Genomic DNA, 14515 nt, shown 5'->3' with positions numbered 1-14515 from the left:
TCTTCTCCTCCTTTTCTTTTCTATTTACTAAGGAGACTAAATCATAGCTGACCGCGTCAATGCAGGGATTCCTTCCGGTAACCACACATGAATCTCCGCCCGTTCTTTCCCGACAGCGATCCATCCGAGTCCCGGGATAACGATGTCTTCCTTCTCACGCCCATTGACGGTTAGTACATGCCGTTTTAGTGGGGGGAGAGAGTCGGGATCTTGTGGCGGTATAAGAAGCTGACCACGTTGTGTTTTCCATAATTCCTCGGCCTTTTCCAGCTTGGTACGATGAATATACAAATCATTGGAGACATAACAAGCAAAAGGTTGCTTTTCTCCTTTAACATAATCAACGCGCGCCAATCCACCTAGGAACAGCGTCTGTTGCGACTGGAGCTGAAATACACGAGGACGCACTTCTCCTCCGGGCGAAGTTACTTGCAAATCTGCGGGTGCTATCCACTCACTCAGGCGATCCGGGCGTACAATCCCGGGCGTATCCACCAATTCTGCGTCATCATCCAGCGGAATATGGATCGTGTCCAGGGTCGTACCCGGATAAGGTGAAGTGGTAATCACTTCATCGGTCTCATCGCTAAAGTGATTGATTAAACGGTTAATAAAAGTGGATTTACCCGTATTGGTTGTACCAACGACATAGAGGTTACGCCCCTGTCGATAATGATTCATGGCCTCCACGGCACGTTCGATGCCAACCCCTTTATCCGCACTGATGAGGATAACATCGATGGCTTGCACTCCCCACTCCTTCGCTGCCTGCTGTATCCATTCTTTTAAGCGGCCATACTTAACAGACTTAGGGAAGAGGTCCACTTTATTGGCCAGCAAAAGCAACGGATTGTTCCCTATGTGCCGATGGATACCAGGGATAAAGCTTCCCGCAAAATCAAACAGATCCACGACTTGGACTACCAGACTGTCTGTCTCGCGGATTTTTCCTAGAATGCGTAAATAGTCATCCGGATTTTGTTGAACCGGTGCCACTTCATTATAATGACGAATGCGAAAACACCGTTTGCACACCGGGTGCTCTCGCTTCAGAGCGGCTTCCGGTGCGTATCCCTTCGCATCAGGGTCGCTGGTCTGTAGAGGCGCTCCACACCCCTCACAGCGAATTACTTCTTGATTCATCTACTATTCCTCCCACCTCGTCAAACCTCGTCGGTGCATCCAACGAAAAACAGCCCTTTCCATCCGCCGGTTAAAGCGTGTAAAGAAAGCGTCCGTCTCCGAAATTGGCGCAACCAAAATGGTATATAAGTGCAGGCGATTCCCACCGAGAACATCGGTGAAAAGCTGATCCCCCACTACAGCTGTCTCTTCAGGAAGAGTCCCTAAGCCACGCATCGCTTTTCGAAAAGCGGGGGCTAATGGTTTGCGAGCCTGATGTATATAGGGGATACCTAAAGGAATCGCAAATTGGGAAACACGCGTCCGATTATTGTTGGACACAATGGCTACTTGAAAGCCCATCTCCTGAAGATGCTGAAGCCAGTCCATTAATTCCGGGGTTGCATCGGGGCGAGTCGTTTCTACCAATGTATTATCAAGATCAAAGATCAAGCCTTTGACCCCTTTTTGCCATAAGGCCCCGTAGTCAATACGATAAATGGACGGGGCGAATAAATCTGGAATGACCCATTTCACAACTATCTCCCTCATTCGCCTTAATCTCGGGCTTTACTATACCACATGATGGCAGGATGAATCCAGTCGCTATTCGTCTATAAAAAACGACTAGCCCCCTATCGCTGCTTTTGGAGGAACCCGTCGTTCATAAAAAAATAGAAATATTGCGATCAATTTCAATTCGTCTAAAAAACTCATCATGGTATCTTAATAAACAAACATAAGCCGATTAATACCAAACCAAAAAGGATCTGCTTCCTACCATAAATAATATATATTATGAATATTATATAAATAATGTCCATCTTCAGAGGCAGGATGCTGAAAATCGCTCTCAGCATCTCATCTTCAGCCTCTACAAGTGGAACGATCGCTGTTTACTTCAGACCTTTTGAGCCGCGTTTTCACGATGTTTCGTGAGGGGACACTTCTTAGATCATTTGCTGTTGGACATTCCGGCCAGCGAGCATGCTTTGAACGATTTCACGTTCTTTTTTTAGGTTGGTTTCATTTACGAGTCCATGAAGCAGGAACAGATCGACAAAGGTCCAGACTACTACAATTAATAAAGGAATCAAACCCAAACCGAATATCCATACGGTTAAAATCCCAACGATGGTAAGAATCAACTGGGCTGTTGCTGTGCCCAATTCCCCCACGTAAAATCGATGAATACCAAACCATCCACCCACAAAAATCAACAGCAAATAGGCAACTGTCATCGATTTTTTGTGATGCTCCAGTTCACTCTGCACCATCTGTAACTCCCGTGCATCCAACTGATTTTTCAGATCCATGTTGGTCATTCGCTATTCCCTCACAATCTTACACAAAATAATTTCCAATGAAATCAATCATATGAATCAATGCAATTATATAGGTATTCTCTTTCCTTGACAAGCTATTCTCACAAATAAGACCCGTATCGCAACCTTTTCGTTCGATACGGGTCAGTAGCTTGCTCCCTGCTCATTCGCTGCATCAACCGATGATAATCCGCTCTTTTGGATAACGGAACGGCGGACGTGCCGATTTGCCTTGTACCAGTAAGAGAATCGTCCCAAAGCCCACTCTTCCCGTCAACATCAGGAGAATAAGTATCCCTTTACCAGTAGAGCTAAACTGGTCAACAATTCCCACAGAGAGACCACAAGTCCCAAAAGCAGAAGCCGCTTCAAATATAAGCAGTCTCAACTCAAAGGGTTCGGTTATCGAAAGAGTGATCACTGCCATTGTCACCAACGCAACCCCAAAGACCGAAACAACAAATGCCTTCCGTACATCATAAAAGTCCAGCATCCGTCCAAAAGCATTCACATCTTGCGTTCCTTTGGCATAACTTTTTACCGCTAAAAAGACCGTACCAAAGGTTGTTGTACGAATTCCCCCACCACTGCTAGAGGGGGAGGCCCCAATAAACATGAGCAAAGAAAATATGAGCATAGTAGGCAATTGTAACGTACTGATGTCCAATGTCGAAAGCCCTCCACTTCGGGTGGTGAGAGATTGAAACATCGCTACCATCACCTTTTGGTACCAGGCGTCCGTTGCCAAACTCTTGTCATATTCCAGCACAAGAAAAAAGAAAAATCCCACACCCCACAGTAAGATATAAATCCAAAGTGAGAACTTACTATGCAAGGAGAGCGTACGGCGTGTCCGATAGGAAAAGAGTTCGATAATCACCGGAAACCCGATACCGCCAAAGAAGAGCAGCACCATGACAATGATATTCACTACGACATCATAACGAAATTGCATCAAGCTCGTGCCAAAAAGGTCAAAACCCGCATGCGTAAAGCTGGTAATAGAATGAAATATTCCTAAGTGATAAGCCGTCTCCCATGAATAAAAACGTAAAAAATAAGTGCCTAATAAGATCGCTCCAATACCTTCAAATAATAATGCGATCAAGATAATCTTTCGAATGAGAGCGACCAATCCCGATAGCGTAATCTGGTTCTGGTCCCACTGAATCAACATGCGATCTCTTAATCCAATTTTCTTCCCCAAAATGAGCCAGATCAAAGCGCCCAAGGTCATCATCCCAATCCCGCCCAATTGGATCGTGAACAGGAGCACAATTTCACCAACGAGATTAAATGTCTCGGATACATTTACCACCGTCAGACCCGTAACGCTCACCGCACTGGCTGCTACGAATAAGGCATCTAAAAAAGAAAGGGTTTGCCCAGGTTCATGGGCAAACGGTAACGAAAGAAGGGTAGCAGAAATAAGGGAAAGGAGAAAATACCCTAAAGCAATAAATTGAATAGGTTTAAGACGGTAGCGCAAGTTCAAATTCCTTCACCTCATTTCTCGACATCTGCCGTTTCTTTCCTTCAGGCATCACCTGTGTTCCTAATTTGAAACTAGGAGAAGTTTACAAATCATGTTCCGTCCGCATCGCTTCAAGCGAGGCAAGGGCTCGTTCTGCATACTTCTTGTTCCGCTCTTGTTTTGGTTTTACTTTGCGATCCAATGGAGGGAGGAGGCCAAAGTTCGCATTCATTGGTTGAAAGTTGTCTGGATTGGCCGTCGTAATATAATGCGCCAGACTTCCCAGCGTCGTGTCTTGCGGAAAGACGAGTGGTTCTTTCTCTTGAAAGCGACGTGCGGCATTGATCCCAGCAATCAAACCAGCAGCAGCTGATTCCACATAGCCCTCTACCCCTGTCATCTGTCCAGCAAAGAAGAGGGTATCCCGCTCTTTTAGTTGATAGGTTGGGTGTAAAAGCCGAGGGGAGTTGATAAACGTATTACGATGCATAACACCGTAGCGTACGATTTCCGCATTTTCTAATCCAGGAATCATACGGATCACCTTCTTTTGTTCTCCCCACTTCAGATGGGTTTGAAAACCTACAATATTATAGAGAGTACCCGATTGATTATCTTGTCGTAGCTGTACAACAGCATGAGGTTGTTTGCCTGTGCGAGGATCGACCAATCCCACTGGCTTCATCGGACCATACAGAATGGTTTGTGGTCCTCGCTTCGCCATCACTTCGATGGGCATACAGCCTTCGAAGTAAATTTCTTTTTCAAACTCCTTCAGAGGTGTCACTTCAGCAGAGATCAGCGCCTCGTAAAACCGAGCAAACTCTTCTTCCGTCATCGGACAGTTGATATAAGCTGCTTCGCCTTTATCATAACGAGAAGCCACAAACACTTTTTCTTGATCAATGCTATCTGTTTCTAAAATCGGAGCCGCTGCGTCGTAAAAATAAAGGTGTTCGCCTCCTGCAATCGACTGGATCTTCGCAGACAACGTTTCCGATGTCAACGGTCCCGTAGCAATCACAGCAATCCCTTCCGGAATGGATTCCATTTCTTTCGTCACAACATCAATCCGTTCATGCTGATGTAACTCTTCCGTTACCTGCTTAGCAAAGGCTTCGCGATCCACTGCAAGTGCCCCACCTGCTGGAACCGCATGCTTATCTGCGCATCGCAAAATGAGCGAATCCAGTTGCCGCATCTCTTCCTTAAGAACACCGACCGCATTGGACAATGTATTGCTACGCAACGAGTTACTACAAACCAACTCGGCAAAATCGGATGACCGATGCGCAGGTGTCCCTTTCTGTGGACGCATTTCAATCAAGCGGACCGGCACTCCTTGCTGCGCAATTTGCCAAGCCGCTTCACTACCAGCCAAGCCTGCACCAACTACTGTTACAAATTCGTTTAACATCTCTTTCCCTCCTTTTGGTTCTCCCCTTAAAGGGATGAACTTACCGCTCTATATGAATGGTAAGAATAGACGATACTCTACAGAAACACTATAAGGCTTGCATTCCATTGGTGCAACCCGCAAATTTTCTTTTATGTATAACCTTCGTCTCTCACGAGATTAAAAAAGAGGGGCACGCCATCCGCGCCCCCCTTGTAGATGCTTTGGTCTTGCTATCAGTTGCTATTTATCCTTACTCATTGTTGTCTAAGTAGCCATAACCTGCGCAGTTGGTTGCTGCACCATCTTCACAGCTAAGTGAAATATAGAAGTGACCGTCCATTTCTTTTTCAATGGAGACCGATTCGCCAGGTGTCAATGTTTTTTCATATTCCTTCGGATCTGCTCCCCAGATATCTTCCAAAACCGTCACGGTCATTTCTCCCTCACCAAAGTTGGCTGCTTCAATCGTTGCGCTTTCCGTGACATAAACATTGTCGCCCGAAACACTGGTTTCCCCATAAGAAAGAGTTGCAAAGCTGTAAGAAGCAGCCGCTGACCCTTCTCCAGCAAATCCTACCATCAATGCCATAACAGTGACTAATGCAATTACTACTTTTTTCATGTTCTCTCCACTCCCATTTAATAAGATTTGCACCCTCATCCATGGTTTGTTTTTTTCTATCTATCTATTGTGTAGGGTGCATAGAGGAATTTGATTCCTCTAGCATCATTATAACCCACGGTGATATTTTCCTTCAATAGATTAACCAAAACTCGACATTAATATAATCAATTCTACATAAATGTATAATTATTCATTTTTATTTGGCATAATTTTCACCTCTATCTTCTTATTCCCTCACCTACCTTCTGTCCAAACGATCCTCTCTACAAAAAATGAGTATAGACACCTTGCAATTAAACTATATAAATAGATTTAATAATGGGAATAATACTTCTTTTTTTATCTTGTATTTGCTCGCTTCTGATTCTCATTTTTTAACTCCATTTATTTCTCAAAGGAAATTGACTAACTAGTCATTGACAATGACCAACCGGTCATGATACCTTAGAAATACTTCGTGATACGAAAGGAGTACCCCTGATCCGTGAATGAAAAAAAACGGCAGATTCTTGAATCAGCAGTAGAATTGTTTGCAAATCAAGGATTCCATTCTACTTCTGTTCAAAAGATCGCCGATCAACTGGGAGTAGCCAAAGGAAGCTTATATCTTCACTTCAAATCGAAACAAGACCTTCTTTTGTCTATCTTCTCCTATCATCAACAAAAACTCTTGGATCGCCTGTCTTTGGTTGCAGATAATCCTACCCTCACTCCTCGAGAAAAGTTAGTTGAGCAGATTAATGTTCATTTTACTGCCTTTCAAAACAACCACAACTTCATGAAAATGTTTATGAAAGAGCAACTGAACCATGAGAGTGAGGTAGTAGGCGAGTACCTACTACAAATGAAAGCGCGCATTTTGCGCTGGTATAAAAACGCATTAATTGATGTATATGGAGATAAAATCACTCCCTTCATCTGGGATGTGGTTGTTTTTTATCATTCCGTCGTCAAAGGCTATGGCATGTTATTGGTCTTTGAAAAACGCACCATAGACATTCACCATTTGTCTCATTTTATTGTCGATCGTATGGAGGACATGATTGAGTCCATGTTAAGTAAACAACCTCAACCCGTACTCACTTCCGGGTTGATGTCCGATCTAGAAGAACAATATGCAACTGTACCCACAGCGGAAGAAGTACTGGATCAATCGATGGATCAGATGGTTGCCATCATCTCAAGCCTCACCTTGCCTCCACCAGAAAAAAAAGAGTACCATAGCGCTCTGCAATGTTTGCATCAAGAACTACGGGCACAGGAGCCACGGCTTTTTCTCATCAAAGCGATGATTTCTTTATTGTCCGCAGTAAAGGAGCTTCAACCGTTTTTGAAACCCTTACAGACCGCTCACATGAAGAAATAACACGGCTAATCGAGTAAGAATCCCTTCAAGCCAATGGGGATACGATACAAATAGATAGAAGAAGCCCTTTGAAGTAAAGAGCGTACAACCAATATCACAAAAAACCCTGATGGGTATAAGGAGGGATCCATGCGTGGAGCACTTAGAACAACGACAAAAGATCACCATTATGATTGCCATCATGGCAACTGTCTTTTTCTCTTCCATTAATATGACGATTGTTGGAACCTCATTGCCGAAAATTATCGCCCACATTGGCGGGATGGAGTATTTCGACTGGGTCTTTACCGCTTATATGCTCGCCGCTACCGTTACCGCCATGTTGGTAGGAAAGTTATCGGATATTTATGGGCGAAAAGTGTTTATCCTCGTCGGCATCGTGGTCTTTATGATCGGTGCTTTTTTGTGTGGAACATCAAACAACATTTATCAGTTGATTCTTTATCGCGGACTGCAAGGATTTGGCGGAGGGATGATTATGTCCTCTGCTTTCACCACAGTAGGTGATTTATTTTCTCCACGAGAAAGGGGACGCTGGCAAGGATTACTGGGGGCCATGTTTGGTCTCTCTAGTGTGTTTGGACCTACGTTAGGAGGATACATCGTCGATCACTTTGATTGGCACTGGGTATTTTGGATTTTCCTCCCGATTGGCTTCGTCGCTTTCACTCTGATTCTGCGCCTTTACCCTTCACCAGAAAAAGCGAAGAAAGAATCTATTGACTACCTTGGGTCCATTACCTTGACGACTTTTATTGTCTCACTCTTACTTGGCTTCACTTGGGCTGACAGCAAGTATGCATGGGATTCATTTCCGATCATCGGTCTTTTTTCACTGGCGGTCCTATCCCTTGTCATCTTTATCTTTATTGAAAAAAGAGCGAAAAATCCCGTCCTACCGTTGTTCCTATTTAACAATAGAACCTTTACCTTATCCAATATCGCTGGCTTCCTTGTCGGCATGGGCATGTTTACCGTGATCATGTATACTCCCTTCTTTGTACAAGGGGTTTTAGGTCGCTCTGCCACGGTTTCTGGATTGGTGGAACTCGTGATCACGCTCACCATGGTGATCTCTAGTATCACGACTGGTCAATTAATCACTAAGTTTGGCAGATACAAGATGATTGCTGTATTGGGAACGGGAGTAATGTCTGTCGGGTTATTTTTAAATTTCTACCTTACAGCAACCTCACCACTCAGCCAAATCACCATGAACCTTGTCATTGTAGGCTTTGGTTTGGGCATCACTATGCCCGTATTTACCATCTCCATCCAAAATGCCGTCAAGCATCGGTACTTGGGTGTGGCTACGTCCGCCATGCAAGTTTTTCGTCAGATTGGCGGAACCATCGGTGTTGCTTTGATGGGTATGGTGATGGGCAATCGTATGGAAGATAAACTACAGGAGACGGCTCCCACGGACAATGCATTAGCGGAGATTGGAGGAGGAACGGAGCTTAACAATCCCCAAATCCTGATGGATCCGGATCAGCTTGAGCAAATCCGCTCCAGTCTTCCTGCCGCTATGGAGCCGGCATTTGATTCATTTGTGACTCTCCTCAGGGAAGCCCTCAGTTACTCTTTAACGGGTGTTTTCCTTCTAGGAGCAAGTATTGTCGCATTATCCATGGTGGTCACTTTATTCATACGGGAAATTCCCTTACGTACTTCCAACCAAGAAGACGACACAGAAGAGATGACTGTCCAGATAGCCGAACAAAAATCCTAAAAAGACTTTAATCATAACAGAGCAAAGGAAATGAGCTCCTACCGTTTCTTCCCACAGAGACGGTAGGAGCTTTCATTTTAAGAAGGTTTATATTTTCATTCCCCTCACAGAGAGCAAAAAAAGCCGATTCTCTCTTCCTTTTCCTTATGAACCCTTCATACATACCATGAAGGTATTTGTTGGTTTATCGAACGGGTATGTTTCTACCCGTACAACAGAAAAAGCAAGATATCACTCCATTCAAAGAAAGTCATAGGAGCATATGATAATGAACAGGTAGATTTTGCTTTTATGCCTTCAAAATTAAAGGGTGAATAAAATGAATATTCCTATAAATCCCTTGATATGTCGACTATTTGGAGATATCTTAGGGGCCGACTCCAACCTGATTGATGATAGAAGTGCGTGTGTAGCCACTTTCCTGCGTGATCTCCCTGTTAGAGTTCTAGGAAGACCATCCACGATCTTAAATCTAGTCTCTGTATGCTTCGAATCGCTGGGTCGCGATGGGAGAGCTCTGAATGTGGGCACTATCCCTCTTTTGACCAATGAAGTCAACCCAGTAATCCGTTCTCTCAATCGCGAAGGTATCATGGTTTCCAGAACAGCTGTACGAGCTCAATTTGAAGTGCCTACTTTGACTAATATCTACTTTCAATCCGTAGAAAATCCCATTCTTTTCGCATTAAAAGTAGCGAGGGTGTTACGAGAAAATAAGATTACAAGGGGTTCAGTGGGGACTCATTCCTCCCCAGCTTTTCAGAGGTTATGTCAGCGTTTTGTTAATATTTTGGGTGGATTTGCTAATACGACGTTTCCAGGGGTTTGTATCTCCTTCCAATCAAGAGATATCTCGGTTCAAATTTCTGGGAAGCAAGTAGTAGACAACATTGTAAAACCGGTTGTCGCAGGATTTGAATCCCTTTCACCAGATGGAAGGGCACTCTGCTTGGCTGATGTGACATTGTTAACGGATGAGGTCGAGCCTTTTATCAGTAGGGTTCGTAGACAACAAGGAATCATGGTAGCTTCGGTAACGGACCGTTTTCTCTCGATAGAGCCCACATTATCCTACGTATTTTTACAGGCGATTGCTAACCCCATTGTGTTTGCCAATCAATTGGCACCTATTCTGCCTACACAAAATGCCCTAGTCCCAGCATCATTTTAATCGCTAGACGTTCAGTAAGGAGTCCAAATCAGGGAAGAAAGCTTTCCTCATAACCATAAATGATCGAGAATCGGTATTCATTTGGAGACGCAAAAAAGGAGAAGAAGATTGCTTCCTCTCCTTCGTGTGTGGAGAAACTCCGTATCTTTTTCTCCACACTCTTTTTTGTTTCGTCTATCCATCCTTCATTAATCCCGTTTCTTCACTCGTTCCATTAACTTGTTCACTGGCCTCCACTTTACATCTTTCCACTCCCAGAAAACGCCTTCCTGACCCAGGGTACCCGTGCGCTTTAAGTCTTGCTTGATCATCAGATATGTTTTTAACTCGTTAACAATGTGGTGTAATTCTGCCCGTGTTTCAAATTCCTCTCGATCTTGTGGCAGAGGTGATTCTTTAAAGCAAATCCTCAGCTGTTCAAGTTCTTCTAAATGCTGCTCAGCCGTGTTTTGTGGACCAATCGAATCAACTACATTCTCCAAGAAGTTCGCGATCTCATGCGCTTGTGGATAAAAGGTATTAATAAAAGACAATGAAGCCATTATTCGCTCCAGCACTTCAAATTGCTTTTCGCGCATCTCAAAGTAGCGATAATAATTGTATTCATCGTCATATGGATGGTTCTCCAAGTCTTTTAGTGCCAGTTCTTTTGCTTTCGTTAAACGTTCGTACGTACTTACTAATTCCTTCCCATCCCAGCTCGCATCGTTCGTTTTTAGGTAGTGGGCAAAGTGAAGGAGAATGGAGCGAAAATCCCGTTCAATTTCCGAACGGTATTGACGTAAATCCCGCTCTACACTCGGCATATACAAATTAAAAAACAGGGCTACCCCGATACCAATGAGAATCAGAGCCATCTCATTGAAAAACAACCCCAAGCTCACTTCTTGAACGATGTATAAATGCAAAACAATGACTAAGCTTGTCACTACACCTTCCAACGCATTCAAATGAATTGCCAGCGGGATGATAATAACGAGGAATGCGGTTACTGACCACGGATTGTACCCAATGGTTTCATAAAAACCAGTGGCTAAGAAAAGCGCAATCACACAGATGAACACACGTTGCCATGCACTCTCATAAGATCGTTTCTTTGTGGTCTTCACTGATAACATCGCCAATATACCCGCTGATGTGTAAAATTGAAGCCCAAACCATTGAGCGAGTGCAATAGCCAAACCGGTAGCAATCGCTGTTTTGATCGTTCGATAACCAAATCCCAAACTCATTTCTCTAACTCCTATCCTGCAAAGACAACAAACGTTTTCCCTTTTCATGTAATCGTTTCAACCAGGGTGCTTTGGCCTTGACCTTGGCAAATGCACTTTGATGACGCAATCTTCTCTGCCGTTTTAAATCCTGTTGAATCATTAAGTACGCAGTCAGTTCCTTTAATAGGTGATGCAATTCAGAGCGAGTCTCAAACTCCATCTCATTTTGCAGATGAAAGGAATGATTTAATTCTCTACGGAGGTCTCCTACTTCCTCTAATAATGATTCATCCATCTTCTCTGGGCTAACAGCTTCCTTTACTTTTTCTAGAAAGTGAGAAACGCTATCCATTTGCGGGTAATATGTAGGATCGATTGCTGACAGTGAGGTAATCATCCGTTCTAATATCTCGAATTGCTTCTCCCGCATCTCAAAATAACGATAGTAATTCATCTCTTCATCGTAGTCATGATTCTCCAAGTCCAGAAGGGCCATTGCTTTCGCTTTGGCGATGGTCTCTGTTATTTCCACCAGCTCTCTCCCATCCCATCCCGTGGACTTCGACTGTAAATAACCAATCAGATGCCTGAAAATAGTAGCAAAGTGGTCCTCGATTTGCCTACGATTGTGGGACAAATGCTTTTCCACACTTGGCATATGAAGGTTCAGGACAAGTGCTATCCCTACCCCAATAAGAACAAGCAGTATCTCATTGACAATAAAATCCCAAGTGATGGACTTGGTAGCAAAGAAATGCAAGTTGATTACCGTGCTAGTCACAATCCCTTCTACCGCCTTGAAGTGAACGGATAACGGGATCATTAAAAGAAGAAAAAGCGATATAACCCAACCATGATAGCCGATCAGCTCAAATAACCCTGCTGATAAGAGAATCGCTATCCCTGACGTTAGTAACCTTTCCCATGCTCCAAAATAGGAGCGTTTTTTAGTCGTTTTGATCGACATCAACGAAATGATACCTGCAGAAGTGTAAAATTGGAGTCCGAATCCATACGCAATCGAAACAGCTAATCCCACTCCGATTGCTGTCTTGATCGTGCGATATCCCAATCCTAACTTCATTCTTCTCCTCTTCCCCTCCGCCAATGCATTTTCTCTCTATCTCCCTATCTATAGTATATCGCTTTAAGCAAGTGTAAGAAGATCTTTTCTCTATCACAAAGACAATTCCTAAACGAAAGGCTCCCTCTAGTATGGGAATGCCCTACCGAGATTGTCCTTCTAACATTAGATGGTAAGTACGACGGAGATTACGGTCCTTATCTTTCGGGTATAGGTTAAAGAAGGTGATCATTTCCCTTATCAATAGATCTATTTTATAATTGAGGGGCAGAATAAGCACCAATCAAAGGAGCTGACACACAAATGGACACATTTACATTTTATAATCCCACCAAATTGATTTTTGGTAAAGATACACTGGAATCCTTACAAACAGAAGTGCCTCCATACGGCCAGAAAGTCTTGCTCGTTTATGGCGGAGGAAGTATTAAGCGCAACGGACTATACGACCGCACGCTTCAACATCTCAAAAAAATCGGAGCAGAAGTCACTGAACTTGCAGGAGTAGAGCCGAATCCTAGACTCTCTACCGTACATAAAGGGATTCAAATCTGTAAAGAAGAAGGAATTCAGTTTATCCTAGCCGTCGGCGGTGGAAGTGTCATTGATGCCACGAAAGCGATCGCTACAGGCGCTCATTACGATGGTGATATATGGGAAATAATCACCAAAAAGGAGACAGCAACCAGTGCTCTTCCATTCGGAACCGTATTAACATTAGCCGCCACCGGCTCCGAGATGAATGCTGGATCGGTTATTACCAATTGGGAAACAAATGAAAAGATCGGCTGGGGTGCACCTTGTGTCTTTCCACGCTTCTCCATCTTAGATCCTACTCATACCATGAGCGTTCCGCAAAACCAAACGATCTACGGCTTGGTGGACATGATGTCTCACGCATTGGAGCATTACTTTAGCGATTCCCCTAATACTCTCTACAATGAGCGCATGGTGGAATCACTTCTGACAACCGTAATCGAGATCGGACCTGCGCTCGTGGAAGACTTGGAGAACTACGAACTTCGCGAAACGGCTTTATTCTGCGGGACAATGGCTCTGAACGGGGTTATCAACCAAGGGATGAACGGGGACTGGTCCACCCATGGAATTGAACATGCCGTTTCTGCCGTCTATGATATCCCTCATGGTGGGGGATTGGCAATTATTTTCCCAAACTGGATTCGCTATAACTTAGACGTCTTGACACCTAAAATGAAGCAACTGGCCATTCGTGTCTTCGGAGTCGATCCAAATGGCAAAGATGATCGTCAAATTGCCGAGGAAGGCATTGATCAACTTCGTGCGTTCTGGAACAATATCGGTGCTCCCAATCGCTTAGCTGACTATGACATTGATGATTCTCAATTGGACACCATGGCTGCTAAATCTACCCCACGTGAAACCATCGGGCGATTTGCTCCATGCACAAAGAAAGATATCCGAGAAATCTTAAGCATGAGTTTGTAAACTAGGAAGATGAGCTTGAAAGCCAATCACAAAGTAGGTGCACCCACATCCAATGTGGGTGCATTTTAATATATAGTGAGTATTTAACCATAAATATATTTTTAATGTTCCGTCTAATGATAATAGCACTTACACAACTGAAGGTTCAGCATATTAATATTATGGAACAATAGAAGGAGGTTATTGTATGAGCGGATACAAAGGTTACGGAGGGCTTGGTTGTATAGGAATATTGGGTTTCTTGCTACTCATCTTCCTGATCATCATTTTTATCTGTTGCTTCTGTGTAGGTGGTTTCCCAGCGTTCGGATGCTGGTAGTCCCTCGTTGTAAAAGAATAGATGCGGTCGGTTACTCCGATTAGCTAATTGGACATTCCTCCATGTACGGTACAGCGGGTCACTTCTACTCCACCTAGAGGTGACCTTCTCCTTGAAGAGAGGTGTTTAACATCTTCTGATGAAAGAGAGTGGTCGCCATAAGGTGGCTTCTTTGGCTGATAACAGTCTTCTACTATACTCTTACGCTAGGTGCTCT

Annotated in this window: 12 protein-coding genes; 4 read left to right on the top strand and 8 right to left on the bottom strand. The window is 43.8% G+C overall.

Going from position 1 to position 14515, the window contains the following annotated elements:
- Positions 1–36: 36 nt before the first annotated feature.
- The 6 genes from yqeH to AC6RGY_RS01705 all read right to left on the bottom strand — a co-directional run bounded on the left by yqeH (position 37) and on the right by AC6RGY_RS01705 (position 5942).
- Positions 37–1143: a ribosome biogenesis GTPase YqeH gene (gene yqeH / locus AC6RGY_RS01730; RefSeq protein ID WP_499859230.1), complete on the bottom strand. Its 1107-nt coding sequence runs from the start codon at positions 1141–1143 to the stop codon at positions 37–39.
- Between the two features lie 3 nt (positions 1144–1146).
- Positions 1147–1659 (bottom strand): YqeG family HAD IIIA-type phosphatase, encoded by a 513-nt coding sequence (locus AC6RGY_RS01725; protein WP_499859228.1) that lies wholly within the window; start codon positions 1657–1659, stop codon positions 1147–1149.
- A 413-nt stretch (positions 1660–2072) separates the two neighbouring features.
- On the bottom strand, positions 2073–2447 hold the full coding sequence (locus AC6RGY_RS01720) for a TM2 domain-containing protein (protein ID WP_499859226.1): 375 nt from the start codon (positions 2445–2447) through the stop codon (positions 2073–2075).
- A gap of 175 nt (positions 2448–2622) precedes the next feature.
- Positions 2623–3942, bottom strand: coding sequence for a TrkH family potassium uptake protein (locus tag AC6RGY_RS01715; RefSeq protein ID WP_499859225.1), 1320 nt, complete (start codon positions 3940–3942; stop codon positions 2623–2625).
- A gap of 82 nt (positions 3943–4024) precedes the next feature.
- Positions 4025–5338, bottom strand: coding sequence for an FADH(2)-oxidizing methylenetetrahydrofolate--tRNA-(uracil(54)-C(5))-methyltransferase TrmFO (gene trmFO / locus AC6RGY_RS01710; RefSeq protein WP_499859224.1), 1314 nt, complete (start codon positions 5336–5338; stop codon positions 4025–4027).
- Between the two features lie 232 nt (positions 5339–5570).
- Complete coding sequence (locus AC6RGY_RS01705) at positions 5571–5942, bottom strand: hypothetical protein (protein WP_499859221.1); 372 nt, start codon at positions 5940–5942, stop codon at positions 5571–5573.
- A gap of 487 nt (positions 5943–6429) precedes the next feature.
- Between AC6RGY_RS01705 and AC6RGY_RS01700 the strand changes: the two genes are divergently transcribed.
- The 3 genes from AC6RGY_RS01700 (at position 6430) to AC6RGY_RS01690 (ending at position 10214) form a co-directional block, all read left to right on the top strand.
- A complete protein-coding gene (locus tag AC6RGY_RS01700; protein ID WP_499859220.1) occupies positions 6430–7311 on the top strand; it encodes a TetR/AcrR family transcriptional regulator in 882 nt (293 codons plus the stop codon).
- Positions 7312–7444: 133 nt separating this feature from the next.
- On the top strand, positions 7445–9043 hold the full coding sequence (locus AC6RGY_RS01695; protein WP_499859218.1) for an MDR family MFS transporter: 1599 nt from the start codon (positions 7445–7447) through the stop codon (positions 9041–9043).
- Between the two features lie 319 nt (positions 9044–9362).
- Positions 9363–10214 carry a DUF1259 domain-containing protein gene (locus AC6RGY_RS01690; protein ID WP_499859216.1) on the top strand — a complete coding sequence of 284 codons (852 nt, stop codon included), beginning with the start codon at positions 9363–9365 and terminating at the stop codon, positions 10212–10214.
- A 188-nt stretch (positions 10215–10402) separates the two neighbouring features.
- Here AC6RGY_RS01690 and AC6RGY_RS01685 read toward each other — a convergent pair whose 3' ends face one another.
- Positions 10403–11446 (bottom strand): aromatic acid exporter family protein, encoded by a 1044-nt coding sequence (locus AC6RGY_RS01685; RefSeq protein WP_499859214.1) that lies wholly within the window; start codon positions 11444–11446, stop codon positions 10403–10405.
- 4 nt (positions 11447–11450) lie between these two features.
- Positions 11451–12512, bottom strand: a complete 1062-nt coding sequence (locus AC6RGY_RS01680; protein WP_499859213.1) for an aromatic acid exporter family protein — start codon at positions 12510–12512, stop codon at positions 11451–11453.
- Between the two features lie 303 nt (positions 12513–12815).
- Here AC6RGY_RS01680 and AC6RGY_RS01675 point away from each other — a divergent pair, with 303 nt between their 5' ends.
- A complete protein-coding gene (locus AC6RGY_RS01675; protein WP_499859211.1) occupies positions 12816–13979 on the top strand; it encodes an iron-containing alcohol dehydrogenase in 1164 nt (387 codons plus the stop codon).
- The last annotated feature ends 536 nt before the right edge of the window (positions 13980–14515 follow it).

The sequence above is a fragment of the Mechercharimyces mesophilus genome, assembly GCF_059818345.1.
Note: the sequence above shows the minus strand (reverse complement) of the source record. Positions and strands in the feature narration are given on the sequence as shown.

Bases quoted from the DNA above. Each gene is read 5' to 3' on its own strand.
- yqeH (WP_499859230.1), bottom strand. From the start codon at position 1,143: ATGAATCAAGAAGTAATTCGCTGTGAGGGGTGTGGAGCGCCTCTACAG.
- AC6RGY_RS01720 (WP_499859226.1), bottom strand. From the start codon at position 2,447: ATGACCAACATGGATCTGAAAAATCAGTTGGATGCACGGGAGTTACAG.
- trmFO (WP_499859224.1), bottom strand. From the start codon at position 5,338: ATGTTAAACGAATTTGTAACAGTAGTTGGTGCAGGCTTGGCTGGTAGT.
- AC6RGY_RS01705 (WP_499859221.1), bottom strand. From the start codon at position 5,942: ATGAAAAAAGTAGTAATTGCATTAGTCACTGTTATGGCATTGATGGTA.
- AC6RGY_RS01690 (WP_499859216.1), top strand. From the start codon at position 9,363: ATGAATATTCCTATAAATCCCTTGATATGTCGACTATTTGGAGATATC.
- AC6RGY_RS01685 (WP_499859214.1), bottom strand. From the start codon at position 11,446: ATGAGTTTGGGATTTGGTTATCGAACGATCAAAACAGCGATTGCTACC.
- AC6RGY_RS01680 (WP_499859213.1), bottom strand. From the start codon at position 12,512: ATGAAGTTAGGATTGGGATATCGCACGATCAAGACAGCAATCGGAGTG.
- AC6RGY_RS01675 (WP_499859211.1), top strand. From the start codon at position 12,816: ATGGACACATTTACATTTTATAATCCCACCAAATTGATTTTTGGTAAA.